Source organism: Phreatobacter stygius (assembly GCF_005144885.1).
GTDB classification, from domain to species: Bacteria; Pseudomonadota; Alphaproteobacteria; order Rhizobiales; family Phreatobacteraceae; genus Phreatobacter; species Phreatobacter stygius.
This window is the reverse complement of sequence record NZ_CP039690.1, coordinates 734,757-751,866: the sequence shown is the minus strand read 5'-3', so window position 1 is coordinate 751,866 and position 17,110 is coordinate 734,757. Positions and strand designations below refer to the sequence as shown.

Here is a 17,110-nt window from a genome sequence, read left to right as displayed (position 1 = left end):
AATGCCGGTCGACATCATTCACATGGTGTCGAAAGGACGCGAAACCGCCGCCCGGCCGGCATCGGGATCTTGCGTGCTTCCGGTTTCACTGTTTCGATTTCGCGGTTTCGATTTCGTTTGGGCACCGACCGCGCTATTTTGCGCGGCATTCGTCGCTGTCGACGCCATCATTGCGGGTGCTGCCATGTCCTTCCTCAAATCCCTGTTCGGCCGCCGCGCCGCGAGCGAAGAGGCCAAGGCGCCGGATCCCGCCCACGCGCTGGAATATAAGGGCTTCGTGATCCGCGCGACGCCGTTCAAGAACGAGGGCCAGTTCCAGACCGCCGGCTCGATCGAAAAGGAGATCGACGGGGTCCGGCAGGAACACAAGTTCCTGCGCGCCGACCGCCACGCCAGCTTCGAGGACGCGGTGACCTTCTCGCTCAGCAAGGGCCGCCAGATCATCGACGAGCAGGGCGACCGGGTGTTCCGTTGAGCGGCGAGGGGCGAGCGGCGAGTAGCGAATAGGGGCGGCGAGGGCCGCGCATGAACCCTCTCCCGCGTCTTCGTGGGAAAGGGTTGCGCGCGACACGGTCGCGGCCATGGCCACTCGCCACTCGCTCACGCGCTCGTGTCCGACGGCGGCGGCGATGTCGGGATAGGTTTCGCTCCCCGACATTCCGCGAGGTCTTGGCCATGATGCTCGACAGGCGCACTGTTCTGCTGGCCCTGACGGCCGTGGCCGCGGCGCCGGCGGCGCTCGCCCAGGCCGCGCCGCCGATGCGCATCCGCGGCAAGATCGTCGGATTCGACGGCCAGATGCTGACGGTCGCCGCGCGTGACGGCGCCCGGCTCGAGATCCGGTTTGCCGATAGCGCGACCGTCGGCGCGCTCCGCCGCATGGACCTGTCGGCGATCACGCCCGGCAGCTTCATCGGCACGGCCGCCGAGCCCGGCCCCGACGGCCAGTTGCGGGCGCTGGAAGTGCTGGTCTTCCCCGAGGCGATGCGCGGCACGGGCGAGGGGCATTACCCCTGGGACCTCGCCCCCAACAGCACCATGACCAATGCCACCGTCGAGGCGGTGGTGACCAAGACCGCCGGCCGCGAGCTCAACCTGGTGTTCCAGGGCCGTTCGGTGGCCGTCCACGTGCCGCCGGCGACCCCGATCGTCACGCCGATCCCGGCGACGCGCGCCGACCTGGTCGCCGGCGCCCAGGTGTTCCTGTCGGCGACACGCGATAGCGAAGGCAAGCTCACCGCCGCCCGCGTCACGGTCGAAAAGGACGGCGTCGCGCCGCCGATGTGAGGCCGGGGCCGGCAATGCGGCCGGGCGCGTCGAAGCCGCGTTCGATGGCCGCTTGCCCGGTCGGCGCGCGGTTCATGTGCGTGACGTCCCGGTCCGAATTGCCAAGCCGGCGATTCCCTGCCTCACTGGCGGGCCATCCTCGCGCCGCCGGAACCCCTGAAACCGATGCCCCATCCGATCCTGACCAGCGAAGGCCAGCCGCGCGGCGAACTCACGGTGCGGATCAGCACCATGCCGGCCGATACCAATGCCAATGGCGACATCTTCGGCGGCTGGGTGATGGCGCGCATGGACCAGGCCGGCGGCATGGCCGGGGTCGATCGCGCCCAGGGCCGGGTCGTCACCATCGCGGTGGAGGCGATGACCTTCATCCGGCCCATGCGGGTCGGCGACATCCTGGAGGTCTATACCGAGGTGTTCCATGTCGGCCGCACCTCGATGAAGATCCATATCGAAGCCTGGGCGCAACGCTTCCGCACCAATATCCGTGAAAAGGTGACCGAAGCGACCTTCGCTTTCGTCGCCATCGACGAAGACGGCCGGCCGCGGCCGGTGCCGCCGCTACCGGATTGAGGTCGATGTATTTCGAGCGCCGCCATCAGCCGCTGGCCCCACGCCGCGTTTTCCTGTCGCGGGTGATGCGCGCGGTGCTTGCGGCACTGGCGCTTGTCCTGGGCATGCTGCTGATCGGGATGGCCGGCTACGCCTATTTCGAGGGCATGGACACGGTCGACGCCTTCGTCAATGCCGCCATGATCCTGTCCGGCATGGGGCCGATGGACGAACTCGAGAACACCGGCGCGAAGATCTTCGCCGGCTGCTACGCGCTCACCTCGGGCCTTGTCGTGGTGACCGCGCTCGGCTTCGTGCTCTTGCCGCTCTACCATCGCTGGCTGCACGTCTTTCATATCGACGAGAGCAAGCGCAAGTGAGGCCTTTCAGGGCTTTTGCCTGAAGGCATCGGCGCCCGGGTCTCGCCGCATGTCGACGACCGCCAGGGGCCGGCCCTCGTCGTCCTGCGCCTTCCGCGTCGTTTCGACAAAGCCACAGCGGCGATAGAAGGCCAGAGCCTGGCCGTTGTCGGCATAGACGCTGACGGTCAGCGGTCCCAGTCGGGCGCCGGCATGGTCGACCAGCGCCCGGCCGAGCCCGGATCCATGCGCCTGCGGATCGACGAACAGGCCGCCGATGAAGCCGTCGAGCAGGCCGATGAAGGCTTCCACCCGTCCGTCGATCTCGGCGACCCAATTGTCCGCCAGCGGCAGATAGGTGTCGCGAACCAGCGCCTGCTGCTCGCGCAGCGTGGCCTCGCCGAGGAAGGCATGGCCGACACGCGACGCCTCGAGCCAGATGTCGAGAAGGCGGTCCCGGTCGGCGGGCTGATAGGGGCGGATCTGCAAGGCAAGTCTCCAAGAGGCGTCAGGTATCAGGCGTCAGGCGTCGGCGCGCGAAGGGAATGGTCGGGGCCGCCGGCTGCGGTCAAATTGAGCGTCAGCTCAAATTGGACATATGCTCAGAACTATGATTGGTCAAGCCGAGTTAGAGGAGGGGCCATGGCCTATCTGAGCCGTGCCGATCGGCACGCCGCGATCCTGCAGGCGGCCATCGCCGTGATGCTGCGCGACGGCTTCGCGCAACTGACCACGCGCGCGGTCGCGGCCGAGCTCGGCGCGGCCAATGGCATCATCCACCACCACTTCGCGTCCGCCCGGGCATTGCTCCGAGACGCTTTCGCGCGCTTCTATGCCACCGAATGCGCCGAGTTCGATCGCCGTTGCCAAGACCTGCCCGCGGCGGAGGCCTTGCGGCTGTTTCTCGCAGCCCCGCTCACCGATACCGAAAAGCGCATGCGCTTGTGGGTGGGCGCCTGGAACGAGGCGCAGCGCGACGCCGAGTTCGCGCTTGTCTATGCGGCGGCCTTGCGCGACAGCCACCGTCGGCTGGCCGAGCTGATCCGGACCTGGGCGGCGGCCGGCGAAGCGGCGGCTCCGGCAGACGCCGGTTCGGTGGCCTGGCGCCTGCAGGCGATCGGCCTCGGGCTTGCCTGCATTGCCGCGACGCCGGCCGGGCTGCTCACGCCGGAAGCGTGCCGCAAGCTGCTGGCCGATGCGGTGCGCAGCGAACTCGGGTTCGAACTCGCGCCGTGACCCTCGGCTCCGTCGCGCCGGGCCGCCGTCAGCCCCAGTTGTAATTGAAGCTGATGCTGATCCGCTCGTCCTCGGCGCGGTTCACCGGCACTTCGTGGCGCAGGAAGCTCTCCCACAGCAGCACCGTGCCGGGTTGCGGTTCGACCGAGACGAAGGCCTGCAATTCGCGCGGCGCCGATTTCTTGCGTGGCGGCGCGGCCATCATCATGGCGTGGCGCGGGTCTTCAAGCTTCAGGGCGGCGGCGCCCTTGGGCATGGTGACGTAATATGTCCCCGAAATGACGCTGTGCGGATGGATATGGGCGGCATGGAAGCCGCCCTCGGGCAGCACGTTCACCCACAGGCTGTCGAGCGTCAGCTTCTTGCCGGAGAGATCGAAGGCCAGATCCTTGGCAAACACCTGGACATGGCGGTCGAGCTGTTTCGCCAGCGCCTTGAACACCGGAAAGCGCCAGGGCAGGTCGTTCAGCGAGGCGTAGCTGGTGTAACCGGGATAGTCATGCTTGGCGCACCAGCGGATGCCGGCGGCATCGTCCTCGGCGAGCGACCGGCAGGCCTGTTCGAGCTCGAGGGCGAAGCCATCGGGGGCTTCGATCTCGGCGCGGTACAGTTTGGTGACGAAAAGCGTTTCGAGCGTCGGCATGGCCGGGTTGTGGCATCGAGCGCCGATTGCCGCAAGCGGGTCTGCCATGCCGGCTGACTTACAACCGCCATGACGATCACGCGGAAATGACCCGGCAAAGCCCTTTCATCGGCATTTCGCTGCTCCAGATACATTTGGAAAAGCGCGCCGACCTTGGTGTTGTCGGACAAACCTGTTATTCGCGCACAAACGTCGCCACATAGTCATAGCAAGTGAGTCCGGCCCCGCGATGAGGCTTTCAAGCCTGTTCATGAAGTCCGATGCCCAGCGCGGGGAGACGTTGAAGCGTCTCGTCGCGGAGAGCCTTCACGCCTATGCCTGGCGTTATGCCCTGGCGTTCATCGCCATGGCGGTGGTGGCGGCCTGCACGGCGCTGTCCGCCTGGATCATGCGCGACCTGATCAACGGGGTGTTCCAGAACCGCGATTTCGGCCTGGCCGTCTGGTTCGGCATCACCGTGTTCTCGGTGTTCCTGATCAAGGGCGTGGCGGCCTATGCCTCGAACGTCATCTTGTCGCGCATCGGCAATGCCATCGTCGCGGCCCAGCAGACCCGGATCTTCCGCCACCTGCTCGGCCAGGGGGTCGATTTCTACCACCAGCACGCTTCCGCCGATCTGGTCACCCGCGTCACCCACAACGCCCAGGCCGCCCGGGACGTGCTGCAGAACATCGTGACCACCGTCGGTCGCGACCTGTTGACGGTCATTGGCCTGATCGGCGTGATGCTCTGGTCCGACCCGCTGATGTTCGTCGTGTCCGGCCTGGTCATGCCGTTCGCGGTGCTCGGCGTGAACCGGCTGCGCCGGCGGGTCCGGCGGCTCGCCAATAGCGAGTTCGCCTCGCTCTCCTCGATGGTCGGCGTGGTCCAGGAGACCGTGCAGGGCGTGCGCATCGTCAAGTCTTTCGGCATGGAAGACCGGATGCAGAGCCGCATGGACGCGACCATCGACGCGGTGCGCCAGCGCGCCGACAAGATCGCCACCCTCGGCGCGCGCACCGCGCCGCTGATGGAGACGCTCGGCGGCCTCGCCATCGCCGCGGCCATCGTCTACGGCGCCTGGCGGGTGATCCATCAAGGCGTCGATGCTGGTTCCTTCTTCGCCTTCATCACCGCGCTGCTGCTGGCCTATGATCCGGCCAAGCGTCTCGCCCGCCTCGGCGTCGAGGTCGAGAAGGGGCTGGTCGGCGTCCGCCTGATGTACGAACTGCTCGATACCGAGCCGACGCTGAAGGAAAAACCCGATGCCGGCGCGCTCGACATCAAGACCGGAACGGTCGCCTTCGAGGCGGTGACCTTCGGTTACCGCGACAATGATCCGGTGCTGAAGGACCTGTCCTTCATCGCGCCCGGCGGCAAGATGACCGCGCTGGTCGGCCCGTCGGGCGGCGGCAAATCCACCATCATCGCCTTGGTGCAGCGCTTCTTCGATGTGCGCGAAGGCCGGGTCGCGGTCGACGGCCAGGACGTGCGCGACGTCACCTTTGCGTCGCTGCGCGGCCACATGGCCTTTGTCAGCCAGGACGTCTTCCTGTTCCAGGGCACGGTGCGCGAGAACATCGTGGTCGGCCGGCCGGGCGCCAGCGAAGAGGATATCGTCGCGGCGGCCAAGGCGGCGCATGCCCACGACTTCATCCTGGATCTGCCGGAAGGTTACCAGACGCTGGTCGGCGAGCACGGCCAGGGCCTGTCCGGCGGCCAGCGCCAGCGTGTCGCCATTGCCCGCGCCATCCTGAAGAACGCGCCGATCATGCTGCTCGACGAAGCCACTTCGGCGCTCGATTCGGAGAGCGAATACGAGGTCCAGCGGGCGCTCGACGAATTGATGGCCGGGCGCACCTCGCTGGTCATCGCGCACCGACTGTCGACGGTCATGCGGGCCGACAAGATCCTGGTGGTCGATGCCGGCCGGGTGGTCGAGACCGGCAGCCATGCCGAACTGATCGCCCGCAACGGGCTTTATGCCCACTACGTCTCGATCCAGTTCGGCGACCGCAGCGCCGCGGCCGAATAGGCCACGGCGCCGGTCCTCGGGCTCAGTCGACCAGTTCCCAGGTCACCGTCACCGACATCCGGAAGTTCTGGTCGCCGGTGGCGACCGGCACCGCGTCGGCGCGGGCGGCCTGGGCGGTCGCCATGCGCGGCATCGGCCGCGGCGGCGCCGCACCCTGTTCCTCGATCCGCATGACCCGGCCAATGCGGGCGCCGGCGGCGGCCGCCAGGATGGAGGCCTTGCGCTTGGCATCGGCGATCGCCGCGGCGCGGGCCTCGTCGACCTTTTTCGACCAGTCCGAGACGGTCAGCTGCAGGCCGTCGACCTGGTTGGCGCCGGCGGTGACCATGCGATCGAGCACGTCGCCGAGCTTGGCGAGGTCGCGCACGCGGATGGTCAGCTGGTGCCCGGCCGAATAGCCGACGACCCGCGGCCGGTTGGTGTTCTGCTGATATTCGATGGTCGGCTGCAGCGACAGGGCCGAGGTCGAGATGTCGCGCTCCTCGACGCCAACCTCGCGCAGCGCCTGCTGGACGGCACGCATGATGCGCGAATTGCCCTCCATGGCGTCGCGCGCGGTGCGGGCCTGAATCTGGGTGCCGCCGGTGACCACGGCAAGATCGGGATTGGCCGCCGCCTGGCCTTCACCCTGCATGGTGATCAAGCGCGGCTCGGCGACCGGCGCCGGTTGGGCGAGCGCTGGCTGGGCGAGCGTCACCAGGCCGCTCAAGGAGATCGCGAGGGCGCGGCCGGCGCGGGAGGGAAGCGACATGAAACGTGTTCCTTGTTCCTGGACGTCGTTCCTGGACGTCATGGGGTGGCGACGGCAGGCCAAAGGCCTGTCGGCGCCGGGACAGGCGATATCATCCTGCACCATGCCAGCGTCGCGGCTGATTTGCAGCGATTTCACGGCATAGGTGTGGGGTGGTGCGTTTGACGACTGTTGCGCGATTGCCACAGCTGTTGCTTCGGCTGCGCTACCGTGTCGCGCGTGCCACAATTCAGAAACATACGGGCCCTCCTGTTACGTCAGCTGGTTCAGGCCGATCAGATCTGGGGGAGAGTTCCTTATGAAGCGCATCGTTCTCGCAGCAACCGCATCACTCGTGCTCGCCTCGGCTGCCCATTCGGCCGATCTCGGCGTGCAGCGTGTCGCGGTGCCCGCCGCGATCATTGCCCAATCCTATGATTGGACCGGATTTTATATCGGCGCCCATGCCGGATATGGCTGGGGCCGGTCGAGTTACGGGTTCAATACCAACGGGCACTATAACCACCTGCCCGGCGACCGCTTCAGCCACTCGACCGGCGGGTTTGTCGGCGGCGGACAGCTCGGCTACAACTGGCAGTCGGGCAACTTCGTCTTCGGTCTCGAAGGCTCGCTGACCTGGTCCGACGTTCGCCGCGCCAATGTCATCAGCCCGTTCTTCCCGACCTCCGACACCTTCACCAGCAGCGTCGGCTGGTTCGGAACAGTGACGCCGCGCATCGGCTTCGCGGCCAGCAACTGGCTGCTCTACGCCAAGGGCGGCCTCGCCTTCGGTCAGGTCCGGACGCGCATTCAGGACACCAACGACTTCACGGCGGCCTCCTCGACCCGGCTCGGCTGGACGGTGGGTCTCGGCGCCGAATACGCGATCAATCAGAACTGGAGCGTCGGTCTGGAAGCCAATTATTACGATTTCGGCTCGCTCCGGGTGAACCAGGAATCGTCACTGCTGGTCGGCGGCGGGCCGGCTGGCGTGTTCAGCGACCACAACGTCAAGACGACCATGTGGTCGGCACTGGCCCGCGTGAACTATCGCTTCTCGACCGGCGGCGGCGCGGTTTCCGCACGCTACTGACGTCGCCACTGATCGCATGCAATGGCAGGTCGCCGAGAGGCGGCCTGTTTTGCGTCCGGCCCCGAAGGACGAGCATCGGAACGGCGACGGGCTGCAGTGGCGGCCAGGTTGTCAACAAGCGACGTCCCCGGGCGGATCGGCGGTGACAGCCTGTTGTCGGGCCTTGATGGCTCGGCTATTGCTGTGGCGCCTGCCGATCCCCGTCAATTGCCTTGGCGATCCGGGATCGGCCGGCATCCGGGAAAGGCGCAAGCTCTTCGCTGAAAACCGGAAGGGCCTGTAGCTCAATGGTTAGAGCCGACCGCTCATAACGGTCTGGTTGCAGGTTCGAGTCCTGCCGGGCCCACCAACACGCCGTCGCGCCGTCTCGACATTCCTCACCGGCCGTCACCCGGCAGACCGCGGGCCTCGCGTGCGGCGGTCACGAACCGCATCGGATCGCTGAAAATCCGCGAGAAGCGCGGCCAGTTCGACCGGCTTGTCCCTGGCGATAAGGTGTCCGGCGCCTGCGACCGAGGCGACCTGCGCCTGCGGCGCCAGTTCGAGGAACCGGTCGGCATCGCTATCCCTGATGCCTGCGCTTGCGCCGGCGCGGATGGCGAGAATGGGCAGCGAGAGCCTTCTCGTGATCTGCCTCAGCTGATCCCGCCTGCCCAGGATGTCCGCGACGAGGGGCGATGTGTCCATGCCGAGCGGCGCGAGGAAACGCAAGGTGCGCCGCGGGTCGGGATCGGGCAGGACGTCGACCAGGACAAGTCCCGCCACATTGGCCTCGGTCGCCGCATCGGCCAGCGCGAGCAGAGCCGCAAAGCCGCCCAGCGATGCGCCAACGACGACCGGCATGGTCAATCGCGCGATCATGTCGATCGTGTCCTCGCCATAGGCCGGCAATGCAAAGGCGCGTCCCTTGATGCTGTCGCCGTGTCCGCGCTGATCATAGGCGATTGCGCGGCAGCCATGCCGCGCGAGGTGCTCCATCACCGGATGCCAGACCCGCCGCCGCTCGCCGCCGGCATGCAGCAAGAGCATGTCGGGACCGGTGCCGAGCCTGTCGAAGCAAAGCCTGCCGTCTGGCCTCGCCAATGAACCGGTGATCATCCCAGTCTCCATATACCTTGAGATATCAAGGTATAATTTTCCCTTGAGATGTCAAGGTAAAGCGGGATATCCAGGTCGCGGAGGTCCGATGCCAGCCACCCCGACGAGACGGCGGCGCAGTTCCGAAATGGCCCGCGCGACAATCCTCGCCGCGGCCGAGCAATTGCTCGTCGAGGGCGGCGTGAACGCCGTTCAGGTTCGTGCGGTGGCGCGCAAGGCGAACATGACGGACGCTGGCGTGACGCATCATTTCGGCGATCTGCAGGGCTTGCTGACCGCCCTGATCGAGGCTGCCGGGCAGCGGGCCCGGGCGATGATCGACAGGGTTGTCGAAGAGTGGCTCGCCGGCGAGGTCGACGTCGAACCTCTGCTGAGAGCGCTCGCGACGCCCTATCGGAAGGGCTATGCGGAGCTTGCCGTGGCGCTGCATGCGGCCGGGTGGCGCGATCGCGGCGAGCCGGTCTTCGGAAAGGTGGTTCAGGCCATCCACGACGTCCGGGTCGCCCGCTCCAGGGGGGCGGCACCCGATCTTCTCGACACACGGCTGGCCGTGGCCGCGTTTCATCAGGCGATCGCCACCGATCCACTGTTCGGGGAAGAATTTCGTCGAAGCGCCGGCCTGAAGAGTTCAGCCGGGAAGGGGGCCGAACAACAGCTCGACTGGTGGATCCGGGCCGTCCGGAGGACGCTGGATCTGTGATGGGGGCCAGGTCGTGTACTCATCTTTCCCGACCCGCAGGAAAAAGCCGCCTCGGCTCCTGAACCTTTTTTCTGTTGGCCGCGACCCATGGAGGACCGGGGCGCTGGAGCCCCTCGCGGAACCGATGGGAGATCACCATGACCCGCTTCAAGACCCTCGCTCTCGCTGCCCTCGCCGTCTCCGCCCTGACCTTCGCCACCGCTCCCCAGGCCGAAGCCCGCGGCCGCGGCATCGGTTTCGGCCTCGGCGCTCTCGCCGCCGGTGTCGTGGTCGGTGGCGCTGCTCTCGCCATCGCCAATTCGAACGCCTATGCGGCGCCGGCCTATGGCGACTGCTACATGACCCGCCAGTGGGTCGACACGCCCTACGGCCCGGTGCGCCGCACGGTCCGCGTCTGCGACTGACCTTGAAGCCTTATCCATCGCTTCTCCTGATATGCCTGGAACCCCGGCCTCGGCCAGGGTTCTTGGCATTTTGGGCGCGAGCGTTTCGGGATCTTGACCCGGTCAACCTGCGGGTCGCGGCGAGGAGCTGGCCGCTATGCCGGATCGGGGTGGGTTGAGGGCGCTTATGCGATTAACTCATTACATTTTGATATCAATGAATTTGACACATGATCACGCGCCTTGTCATCACGGTACGGGGATTGTGAATCGCGAGCCACCAAGGCGCGCGGCTTGGCAATGACCGGAGACGGAAGCTGCCTCGCCGGATTCACGGCGACGCGGCGAGTGCAGGCAGGGGTGGAGGCGGCGGATCGCGGCCTCCGAGGGCATTGATCAGCATGACCATGAACTGGATATCGGACCGGCGGAGCGACGCGAAGCGCGCTCCGTCCACGCTGCGTTTGAAGGCCCTTACCGGCTGTTCGCTACTGGCCCTCGGCCTGATGACAAGCGGCCCGGCCGCGGCCCAGAGCGTCTCCGCCACCGGCGATGTCACTCCTCCCCCTCCGGGCGGGGCCACGACATGGACGAACCCCGGCGTAGTCAATATCGGCTTGTTCGCTACCGGCGCGCTGACCATCACCGGCGGCGGCACGGCAACCACCGGTGGCGCTCAGCTCGGCACGATGCCAGGGGGCAACGGAACGGCGACGGTCGATGGCGCCGGCTCCCGGTGGTCTACCGGGTTCCTCTATGTCGGCTCGTCAGGTATCGGCCGTCTCGATATTTCGGGCGGCGCCACCGTCGAAACCACCATCGCGAGCGCCATCGGCAGTGCTGCGGGTGGGTCTGGCACGGTGAATGTCAGTGGGCCAAGCTCGACCTGGAACAACCTCACGGGCATCACGGTCGGCTGGACCGGGAACGGCGTCCTCAACATCACCGACGGCGCGACGGTGAACAGCCTCTTCGGCCACATCTCGGACACGGCTCCATTCGGCACGGGCAAAGTGACGGTCAGCGGGCCCGGCTCGACCTGGAACACCGGCGAAATCAGGATCGGCAGCGGAGGCGCGGGCTCGCTCACCATTGCCGATGGCGGCCATGTCTCGGTTACCGCGGGTTCGTCCGTCACGGTCGGCGGTGCTCCCGGCACCGGCAGCCTGATCATCGGTTCCGAACCCTATTCCGGAATGGTCGGCGCCGGAACACTGGCAGCGGACCAGGTCGTTCTCAATGGTTCCGGAAAGCTCGTCTTCAGTCACTGGACCTGGGCGGACTACCGGTTCGAACCCGTGATCGCGGGCGCCGGCAAGATCGAGCACTATGCTGGCGCGACGATCCTGACGGCCGACAGTTCGGGCTTCACCGGCACCACGCGCGTCAATGGTGGCGCGCTCATCGTCAATGGAGCGCTTGGCGGCACGACCGAGGTCGCCATGGGCGTGATTGCCGGTACCGGCACGCTGGCGACCCTGAACGCCAACGGCGTCGTCGCTCCCGGCGCCTTCTACACCTGGACCGCGGTAGCGGGCGGCAATGAGATCGGCACCTTGAACGTGTCGGGCAATGCCACCTTCTCGAGCAGGGGATCATTGTACATCAATGTGTCGGCCACCGGTGCCGACCGTCTCGCCGTCGGCGGCACGGCGACGCTCGCGGGCAACCTCGCCCTCATCCCCGTCGGCACGGGATTCCAGTTCGGCACCCGCTATACCATCCTGACGGCAGCCGGCGGAATTACCGGCACCTTCGACAGGATGTCGTCATGGGGCTCGTTCGGTGCGGTCCGCACCACCCTGGCCTATGGCACCAACGAGGTGACGCTGACGCTCGACCCGAACATGATCAGCCCGCTCCTGCCGACCGGTGCATCCCGCAACACGCGCAATGTCGCGGGGGCCATGGACCGCGCGGTCATGGGCGGTGCCAATGGCTCGGCGTTCCTGCCGCTCTATCTGCAATCCCAGGCGGGCATGGTCACGGGCCTCAACGGGCTCTCCGGCGAAGCCGCGACCGGCACCCAGACCGCCGCCTTCGGCGCCGCCAGCCTGTTCCTCAACATGATGCTCGATCCGATGGCCGGCGCCCGCGGCGCCACGGCCGGCGGCACCGCGCCCTCGCTGATCCAGATGGCCGATCTTTCGCACGGCCGGCCCCGGCCGGTGGCGGCGGACCAGGGCTGGAGCGTCTGGACCAAAGCTTTCGCCCAATCCAACAAGATCGGCGGCGATGGCGCGACTGGATCGGCCGCGACATCAGGCGGTCTGTTCGGTCTTGCGGCCGGTGCCGACAAGCGCCTGACCCCGGATACCATGGTCGGCTTCGCACTCGCCGGCGGCGGCACCAATTTCGGGCTGGGCACCGCGCGCGGCTCCGGCACCGGTGATCTGTTCCAGGCCGGCCTCTATGGTTCGACGCGGATCGGCGACGGTTACGTCTCGGCGGCCCTGGCCTATGGCTGGAACAGCTTCGACGTGACCCGCAGCGTCGCCATGGCGACCGCAGAGACCTATGCCTCGCGTGTCACCGCCCAGACCTATGGCGGCCGGGTCGAGGCCGGCTGGCGCTTCAAGGCGGCGGCCTTCGGCTGGACGCCCTATGCCGCGCTGGAGGCCATCGGCTATTCGGCGCCGCGCTACGGCGAGACCACCCAGGCCGGCGGCGGCGCCTTCGCGCTGAACTATGCTGCGAAGACCGCCACCACCGTGCGCACCGAGCTCGGCATGCGCCTCGACGGCCACACGCGGCTCGAGGCGGGCGACCTCCACACCTATGGCCGGCTCGCCTGGGCCTATCAGGCGACGGCCGACAGGTCGGTCGGAGCCCAGTTCCAGACGCTGGCCAATTCGGCCTTCACGGTGTTCGGCGCCAGGCCCTCGACGCACACCGCGCTCGCGACCATCGGCGCCGAGCTGAGGCTCTCCGGCGGCGTTCGCCTGACGACCAGCATCGATGGCGAACTCGGCACGCGCCACCAGGCGATCCGCGCCAATGCGGGACTGCGCTACTCCTGGTGAGATCGGCACCGTCGCCAGGCGGCGGCAGGAGCGCTCTTGCCTCCTGACCGCTCCCGCTGACCGAACGAAGAAAGCCCGCCGGCCGCCCGGCGGGCTTTTGCATGGGCTTCACCGCGGCCGACCAAGACGGCGGCAAGCTGCATGGCGCCGACTTCGACGCAGCGGCCGTTGCGGGGCTGACTTCCTTATTGCAAATGCGTCGCATTGGTGAAAGTAATTGCAAATAGGTCGCAATTGCAAAACAAGGACCCTCCAATGCGTCAGTTCAAGTGGACCTGGGGACACAAGGACCGCGACCAGGACGATTTCGACTTCGGCGATTTTGCCGACCACTTCTTTTTCGCGCACCAATCGCCGCACTGTCCGCCGTGGCAACCGGGGCCGCAGCCGGGAAAAATGGAATACCGAAGCTTCGACGGTTCGCAGAACAATCGATCCGACGCCGATCTCAACGCCGCCGGCACCGAATTCGCGCGGCTTGGCCCGGCGCATTTCGCCGACGGCATTTCGGCGCCGCTCGGCGGCAACAATGCCCGCACCATCAGCAATCTCGTGGTCGGCGCCGGCGACCCTGACGTGGCGAACCCGGAAGGGGTTTCCGCCTTCATGTATGCCTGGGGCCAGTTCATCGATCACGACTTGACGCTGACCCGGACCGACGGCGTCAACGACATCAGCGTCGTGGTTCCCGCCGGCGATCCGGTGTTTGCCCCCGGCACGATCATTCCGATCACCCGCGCGGTCATCGATCCGGCCACCGGCGCGGGCACATCCCGTCCGGCCATGGCGATCAATTCCAACAGCGCCTGGCTCGATGCCTCGATGGTCTATGGGTCGAACGCCGCGACCGCCGCCAGCCTGCGCACCGCCGACGGCCATATGGCGACGTCGCCGGGCAACAATCTGCCCATCGTCAACGGCATGGTGGTCGCCGGCGATGGCCGCGCCGCGGAAAATCCGGCGCTCACCGCGCTGCAGACGCTGTTCGTGCGCGAACACAATTATCAGGTCGACAGGCTGCACCGCGAGCATCCGGCCTGGAGCGGCGACAAGCTCTACGACCATGCCCGCGCGATCGTGTCGGCGGAAATCGCCAACATCACCTATTCGGAATTCCTGCCGAACCTGCTCGGCAAGAACGCGCTCACGCCCTATGCGGGTTATGACGCAACTGTCGATCCGCATCTGTCGCTGGAATTTGTCGCCGCGGCGTTCCGTTTCGGCCATTCGATCGTGTCGGGCGAGACCGAAGGCCTTGCGGAAAACGGCCAGGTCATCGCCGGCTCCGAGGAAGACCTGAAAGACGTGTTCTTCCAGCCGGCGGCAAATTTCATCGACAATGGCGGCGCCGACGGACAATTGCGCCATCTGGCCGCCGATCCGTCACAGGCGCTCGATGCGCGTATCGTCGACGACCTGCGCAATTTTCTCGCCGATCCGCCGGTGTCCCTGGATCTCGCGGCGATCAATATCCAGCGTGCGCGCGACCTTGGCCTCGGCACGCTGAACCAGACCCGTGAAGCGCTCGGCCTCGCCCGCTATACCGATTTCGCCCAGATCACCAGCGACCCGGAGACGCTGGCCGGACTGAAAGCGGCTTATGGCCATGTCAACAATGTCGGCCTGTGGACCGGCGGCCTTTCGGAAAATCACGTGGCCGGCGCGCTGGTCGGCGAAACCTTCCGGACCATCATGACGCTGCAGTTCGAGGCGCTGCGCGACGGCGACCGGCTGTGGTTCGAGAATCAGGGGTTCGATTCCAGGACCTTGTCGGCGATCAAGGACACGACGCTGGCCGATATCATTCTGCGCAATACCGACACCAAACATATCCAGGACGATGTCTTCGTCACCTATGTGCGGCACACCGGCCTTGCCGGCGGCGTGGCGTCCGAAGATCCCGAAGCCCGCCAGATCGTCATCGGCTCCAATGGCAACGACACGTTGATCGGCGGCCCGCAGGGCGACTACCTGTTCGCCGGAACCGGCAGGCAGACGATGACCGGCCATGACGGCGCGGATCGCTTCGTGTTCGACCTCGGCGCCACCAAGGCCCGGATCACCGATTTCGATCCCGGCATCGACATGCTGGTGTTTGAAAATGCCGGCCGCCTGGACTTTCGCCACGTGAAGATCTGGGGCGACCATGGCAACACGATGGTGCAGGTCGGCGACGACCGGATCGAACTCACCGGCGTGCGGCCTTATGAGCTCACCCGGCACGATTTCCTGTTCGACACCTGACGCGGGTGCGCCGCACGGCTTCGGTCGATCGGGCTGACCGTCGGAGGATTTGTCTTCCGGGCATTCCTGTGGACCTCGCATCGATGCCACCGGCCTGTCATCCGCCCGTTGCGAAGACCCCATAGCTGAACGGCTTCAGCTTGGAGGCGGTCTTGGCGCGACGGAACGTATTGCTCATCGTTGTCGATCAATGGCGGGCGGATTTCATCCCCGAACTGATGCGCCGCAAGGGCAAGGATCCGTTCCTGCGCACGCCCAACCTCGATCGCCTGTGCCGGGAAGGCGTGACCTTCGAGAATCACGTGACGACCGCGGTTCCCTGCGGCCCGGCACGCGCCAGCCTCCTGACCGGCCTCTACCTGATGAACCACCGGGCGGTGCAGAACACCGTGCCGCTGGATGCCCGGCACTTCAACCTCGGCAAGGCGCTGCGTGAGCTCGGTTATGATCCGGCCCTGATCGGCTACACCACCACCGCGCCGGACCCGCGCACGACCTCGCCGAACGATCCGCGCTTCCTGGTGCTCGGCGACCTGATGGACGGCTTTCGCTCGGTTGGCGCGTTCGAGCCGAACATGGACGGCTATTTCGGCTGGATCGAGCAGCAGGGTTTCAAGCTGCCGCCGCGGCGCGAAGAGATCTGGCTGCCGGAAGGCGAAGATGCCGTGCCGGGGGCGACCGAGCGCCCGTCGCGGCTGCCCAAGGAATATTCCGACTCGTCGTTTTTCACCGAGCGCGCGCTGACCTATCTGAAGGGGCGGAACGGCAAGCCGTTCTTCCTGCATCTCGGCTATTACCGGCCGCATCCGCCGTTCGTCGCGCCCGCGCCCTATCACGCCATGTACCGGCCGGAAGACATGCCGGCGCCGGTGCGCGCCAAACATTGGGATGACGAAGCAGCCCAGCATCCGCTGCTGAAATTCTACATCGACACCATCGCCAAGGGCTCGTTCTTCGAGGGCGCCGAGGGCCATGGCCATACGCTGAGCGAGGCCGAGCTGCGCCAGATGCGGGCGACCTATTGCGGCCTGATCACCGAGATCGACGATTGTCTCGGCCGGGTCTTCGCCTTTCTCGACGAGACCGGCCAATGGGACGACACGCTGGTCATCTTCACCAGCGACCATGGCGAGCAGCTCGGCGACCACCACCTGCTCGGCAAGATCGGCTTCTACGACGAGAGCTTCCGCATTCCCCTCGTCGTCAAGGCGCCTGATATCGCCGGCACGCGCGGGCAGGCCGAAAGCGCCTTCACCGAAAGCGTCGACGTGATGCCGACGATCATCGACTGGCTCGGCGGTGAGCCGCCGCGCGCCTGCGATGGCCGCTCGGTGCTGCCGCTGGTGCGCGGCGAACGTCCGGCGAACTGGCGCACCGAACTGCACTACGAATATGACTTTCGCGATGTGCACTATTCGGCGGCGCAGACGAGCGCCGAGCTGCACATGGACGAAGCCAGCCTCTGCGTCGTGCAGGATGCCGACTACAAATACGTGCACTTCGCCGCGCTGCCGCCGCTGTTCTTCGATCTCAAGGCCGATCCGGACGAGTTCAACAATCTCGCCGAGGACCCGGCCTATTCCGACCTCGTCCGCCGCTTCGCGCAGAAGATGTTGTCGTGGCGAATGATCCACGCCGACAAGACGCTCACCCATTACCGCTCGACACCTCACGGCCTGGAGCGGCGCGATCCGCAATCGGGCGCCGCGGTGCGCCTGCGGACGGTCACCTGACGCCATTGCATAAGC

At 66.6% G+C, this 17,110-nt stretch carries 16 protein-coding genes and 1 tRNA gene; 13 read left to right on the top strand and 4 right to left on the bottom strand.

Annotation, left to right across the window (positions count from 1 at the left end; genetic code table 11):
* The first annotated feature begins 1 nt into the window (after position 1).
* The 4 genes from E8M01_RS35860 (at position 2) to E8M01_RS03540 (ending at position 2,219) form a co-directional block, all read left to right on the top strand.
* On the top strand, positions 2–475 hold the full coding sequence (locus E8M01_RS35860; RefSeq protein ID WP_342778670.1) for an HlyU family transcriptional regulator: 474 nt from the start codon (positions 2–4) through the stop codon (positions 473–475).
* 200 nt (positions 476–675) lie between these two features.
* On the top strand, positions 676–1,287 hold the full coding sequence (locus tag E8M01_RS03550) for a hypothetical protein (protein WP_215908853.1): 612 nt from the start codon (positions 676–678) through the stop codon (positions 1,285–1,287).
* A gap of 165 nt (positions 1,288–1,452) precedes the next feature.
* Positions 1,453–1,860 (top strand): acyl-CoA thioesterase, encoded by a 408-nt coding sequence (locus E8M01_RS03545; RefSeq protein WP_136958850.1) that lies wholly within the window; start codon positions 1,453–1,455, stop codon positions 1,858–1,860.
* Positions 1,861–1,865: 5 nt separating this feature from the next.
* The gene (locus E8M01_RS03540) at positions 1,866–2,219 is read left to right on the top strand and encodes a hypothetical protein (RefSeq protein WP_136958849.1); all 354 of its coding nucleotides are present in this window, start codon (positions 1,866–1,868) and stop codon (positions 2,217–2,219) included.
* Between the two features lie 6 nt (positions 2,220–2,225).
* Here the strand turns inward: E8M01_RS03540 and E8M01_RS03535 are convergent, their stop codons facing one another.
* A complete protein-coding gene (locus E8M01_RS03535) occupies positions 2,226–2,687 on the bottom strand; it encodes a GNAT family N-acetyltransferase (protein WP_136958848.1) in 462 nt (153 codons plus the stop codon).
* A gap of 153 nt (positions 2,688–2,840) precedes the next feature.
* Here E8M01_RS03535 and E8M01_RS03530 point away from each other — a divergent pair, with 153 nt between their 5' ends.
* Positions 2,841–3,434 (top strand): TetR family transcriptional regulator C-terminal domain-containing protein, encoded by a 594-nt coding sequence (locus tag E8M01_RS03530; RefSeq protein WP_170181758.1) that lies wholly within the window; start codon positions 2,841–2,843, stop codon positions 3,432–3,434.
* Positions 3,435–3,462: 28 nt separating this feature from the next.
* Here E8M01_RS03530 and E8M01_RS03525 read toward each other — a convergent pair whose 3' ends face one another.
* The gene (locus E8M01_RS03525) at positions 3,463–4,077 is read right to left on the bottom strand and encodes a TIGR02466 family protein (RefSeq protein WP_136958846.1); all 615 of its coding nucleotides are present in this window, start codon (positions 4,075–4,077) and stop codon (positions 3,463–3,465) included.
* Positions 4,078–4,327: 250 nt separating this feature from the next.
* On the opposite strand from E8M01_RS03525, the gene E8M01_RS03520 reads away from it, so the two are divergent.
* Positions 4,328–6,091, top strand: a complete 1,764-nt coding sequence (locus E8M01_RS03520) for an ABC transporter ATP-binding protein (protein WP_136958845.1) — start codon at positions 4,328–4,330, stop codon at positions 6,089–6,091.
* 22 nt (positions 6,092–6,113) lie between these two features.
* Here E8M01_RS03520 and E8M01_RS03515 read toward each other — a convergent pair whose 3' ends face one another.
* The gene (locus E8M01_RS03515) at positions 6,114–6,842 is read right to left on the bottom strand and encodes an SIMPL domain-containing protein (RefSeq protein ID WP_170181757.1); all 729 of its coding nucleotides are present in this window, start codon (positions 6,840–6,842) and stop codon (positions 6,114–6,116) included.
* A 298-nt stretch (positions 6,843–7,140) separates the two neighbouring features.
* Between E8M01_RS03515 and E8M01_RS03510 the strand changes: the two genes are divergently transcribed.
* Positions 7,141–7,914 (top strand): outer membrane protein, encoded by a 774-nt coding sequence (locus tag E8M01_RS03510; protein ID WP_136958843.1) that lies wholly within the window; start codon positions 7,141–7,143, stop codon positions 7,912–7,914.
* 273 nt (positions 7,915–8,187) lie between these two features.
* Positions 8,188–8,263 (top strand) — tRNA-Ile (locus E8M01_RS03505).
* A gap of 38 nt (positions 8,264–8,301) precedes the next feature.
* Here E8M01_RS03505 and E8M01_RS03500 read toward each other — a convergent pair.
* On the bottom strand, positions 8,302–8,937 hold the full coding sequence (locus tag E8M01_RS03500) for an alpha/beta fold hydrolase (RefSeq protein WP_170181756.1): 636 nt from the start codon (positions 8,935–8,937) through the stop codon (positions 8,302–8,304).
* A gap of 163 nt (positions 8,938–9,100) precedes the next feature.
* On the opposite strand from E8M01_RS03500, the gene E8M01_RS03495 reads away from it, so the two are divergent.
* The 5 genes from E8M01_RS03495 (at position 9,101) to pehA (ending at position 17,095) form a co-directional block, all read left to right on the top strand.
* Complete coding sequence (locus tag E8M01_RS03495; RefSeq protein ID WP_136958841.1) at positions 9,101–9,712, top strand: TetR family transcriptional regulator; 612 nt, start codon at positions 9,101–9,103, stop codon at positions 9,710–9,712.
* Between the two features lie 137 nt (positions 9,713–9,849).
* Positions 9,850–10,116, top strand: a complete 267-nt coding sequence (locus tag E8M01_RS03490) for a hypothetical protein (RefSeq protein ID WP_136958840.1) — start codon at positions 9,850–9,852, stop codon at positions 10,114–10,116.
* 596 nt (positions 10,117–10,712) lie between these two features.
* On the top strand, positions 10,713–13,118 hold the full coding sequence (locus E8M01_RS03485; RefSeq protein ID WP_170181755.1) for an autotransporter outer membrane beta-barrel domain-containing protein: 2,406 nt from the start codon (positions 10,713–10,715) through the stop codon (positions 13,116–13,118).
* Between the two features lie 255 nt (positions 13,119–13,373).
* Positions 13,374–15,362: a peroxidase family protein gene (locus E8M01_RS03480; RefSeq protein ID WP_136958838.1), complete on the top strand. Its 1,989-nt coding sequence runs from the start codon at positions 13,374–13,376 to the stop codon at positions 15,360–15,362.
* A gap of 152 nt (positions 15,363–15,514) precedes the next feature.
* Positions 15,515–17,095 (top strand): phosphoric/sulfuric ester hydrolase PehA, encoded by a 1,581-nt coding sequence (gene pehA / locus E8M01_RS03475; RefSeq protein WP_136958837.1) that lies wholly within the window; start codon positions 15,515–15,517, stop codon positions 17,093–17,095.
* Positions 17,096–17,110: the final 15 nt, after the last annotated feature.

Coding starts and splice junctions, on each gene's coding strand:
- E8M01_RS35860 (WP_342778670.1), top strand. CDS start 2: ATGCCGGTCGACATCATTCACATGGTGTCGAAAGGACGCGAAACCGCC.
- E8M01_RS03550 (WP_215908853.1), top strand. CDS start 676: ATGATGCTCGACAGGCGCACTGTTCTGCTGGCCCTGACGGCCGTGGCC.
- E8M01_RS03545 (WP_136958850.1), top strand. CDS start 1,453: ATGCCCCATCCGATCCTGACCAGCGAAGGCCAGCCGCGCGGCGAACTC.
- E8M01_RS03540 (WP_136958849.1), top strand. CDS start 1,866: ATGTATTTCGAGCGCCGCCATCAGCCGCTGGCCCCACGCCGCGTTTTC.
- E8M01_RS03530 (WP_170181758.1), top strand. CDS start 2,841: ATGGCCTATCTGAGCCGTGCCGATCGGCACGCCGCGATCCTGCAGGCG.
- E8M01_RS03525 (WP_136958846.1), bottom strand. CDS start 4,077: ATGCCGACGCTCGAAACGCTTTTCGTCACCAAACTGTACCGCGCCGAG.
- E8M01_RS03520 (WP_136958845.1), top strand. CDS start 4,328: ATGAAGTCCGATGCCCAGCGCGGGGAGACGTTGAAGCGTCTCGTCGCG.
- E8M01_RS03515 (WP_170181757.1), bottom strand. CDS start 6,842: ATGTCGCTTCCCTCCCGCGCCGGCCGCGCCCTCGCGATCTCCTTGAGC.
- E8M01_RS03510 (WP_136958843.1), top strand. CDS start 7,141: ATGAAGCGCATCGTTCTCGCAGCAACCGCATCACTCGTGCTCGCCTCG.
- E8M01_RS03495 (WP_136958841.1), top strand. CDS start 9,101: ATGCCAGCCACCCCGACGAGACGGCGGCGCAGTTCCGAAATGGCCCGC.
- E8M01_RS03490 (WP_136958840.1), top strand. CDS start 9,850: ATGACCCGCTTCAAGACCCTCGCTCTCGCTGCCCTCGCCGTCTCCGCC.
- E8M01_RS03480 (WP_136958838.1), top strand. CDS start 13,374: ATGCGTCAGTTCAAGTGGACCTGGGGACACAAGGACCGCGACCAGGAC.